Raw genomic sequence first — 1419 nt, forward strand, 5'->3', positions numbered from 1 at the left:
ATGGTTGTATAGGTGGCGGGGAAATAAAATTTAATTGAATATTGCTACACCTAATGCGGCAATCTTAACGCTAAAATGTCAGGGAAGAACTATTAATGTAAGCTTGCGTCAATATAAGGCTGGCGCCTGAGGCGCCAGCGAGACAACGTTAAGCAAAGCGCGAAAGTGAAAACGGCTTCAGGTCAAAGGAGAAGGGCTTATCCTGGGCAAATTCACTGGCAAGTTCACCTAATACGCTGGCAAATTTAAATCCGTGTCCACTCAAGCCGGTAATAATTAATCGATTTGGCTCGCCTGGAAGGGTATCTATAATAAAGTCTTCATCAGGTGTGTTGTCATAACTGCAGACCTCACCGTGTAAGCAAACGCCAACCCCTGGTAAGAACTGACGCAGGAAACTGAAGGCTTCGCTGCCGTCTGCAGCGATACTGCCGAAAGGTTTACGATCTTCGGGTTTCTGCATCAGCTGCCCGCCATCGTGACGTCCCACTTTTAATGCATTGTTGTCGGCAGGGAAGCCATAAAAGTGACTGCCATCAGGCATCTCCACCGTGAAGCCAGGAAATTGGTTGTTCTCGCTATAACGTCCATCTGCCTGATACCAGGCAAAGACTTTACGCACCGGTTGTACTGGCAAATCTTTTACCAGCTCACTCACCCAGGTTCCGGCACTGACCAATAATTTACGCGCGCGAAACACGCCGTCGCGGGTAGTGACTTGCTGCAAGTCACCATCGCGTGCGATCTCACTCACCGGGCAATTAAACAGTTGTGCGCAGCCCGCCTGTTCAGCCAGCTGTATCCAGCTACGAACCGCCTGCTCACATTTCAGGAAGCCGGAGTGAGGTTCGAATACCCCAATGTAGCCGTCGGGCACAGAGATCTGCGGCCAGCGCTTGCGCACTTCGTCTGCCTGCAGGATTTTTACTTCCAGTTGATACGTTTTGGCGCTGTCGATGACATTTTGGATAAATGAGGAAGTGAGGGGGGCCAGATTGAGGATGCCGCTTCGATGCATAATGCGTTCACCGCTCTGACGTTCCAGCTCATCCCACAAGGTTTGTGCGCGCAGCACCAGCGGGACATAGCGTTCACCTTCGCCATAGGCATGGCGGATCAGGCGTGTTTCACCGTGGTGTGTGCCCTGGCTGTGCGGAGGATGGGCACTATCAATCATCAATACCGATAAGCCTGCCTGGGTTGCGTAAAAACCGGCGGCGGCTCCCACCGATCCGCTGCCCACCACAATCAGATCATAAACCATAACCACATCACTCCTGCCAAACGACGAAATTTTTCAACAGCATAGCAAAAAAATCGTGTCCATGAAAAAGGCACCCTATTGGGTGCCCTTTCACGCGAAGTAAGAAATTAGTGCTTTTGATTATCGCGAAGGTATTGCTCTGTGGACTCTATCTT

Annotated in this window: 1 protein-coding gene; it reads right to left on the reverse strand. The window is 50.7% G+C overall.

Translation table 11 applies throughout. From position 1 onward, the window contains the following. Positions 1-148: 148 nt before the first annotated feature. Complete coding sequence (solA, locus tag QMM04_RS22465; RefSeq protein WP_282997104.1) at positions 149-1264, reverse strand: N-methyl-L-tryptophan oxidase; 1116 nt, start codon at positions 1262-1264, stop codon at positions 149-151. Positions 1265-1419 lie beyond the last annotated feature (155 nt).

The organism is Pantoea sp. Pa-EAmG (assembly GCF_030024295.1).
Lineage (GTDB): Bacteria > Pseudomonadota > Gammaproteobacteria > Enterobacterales > Enterobacteriaceae > Pantoea > Pantoea dispersa.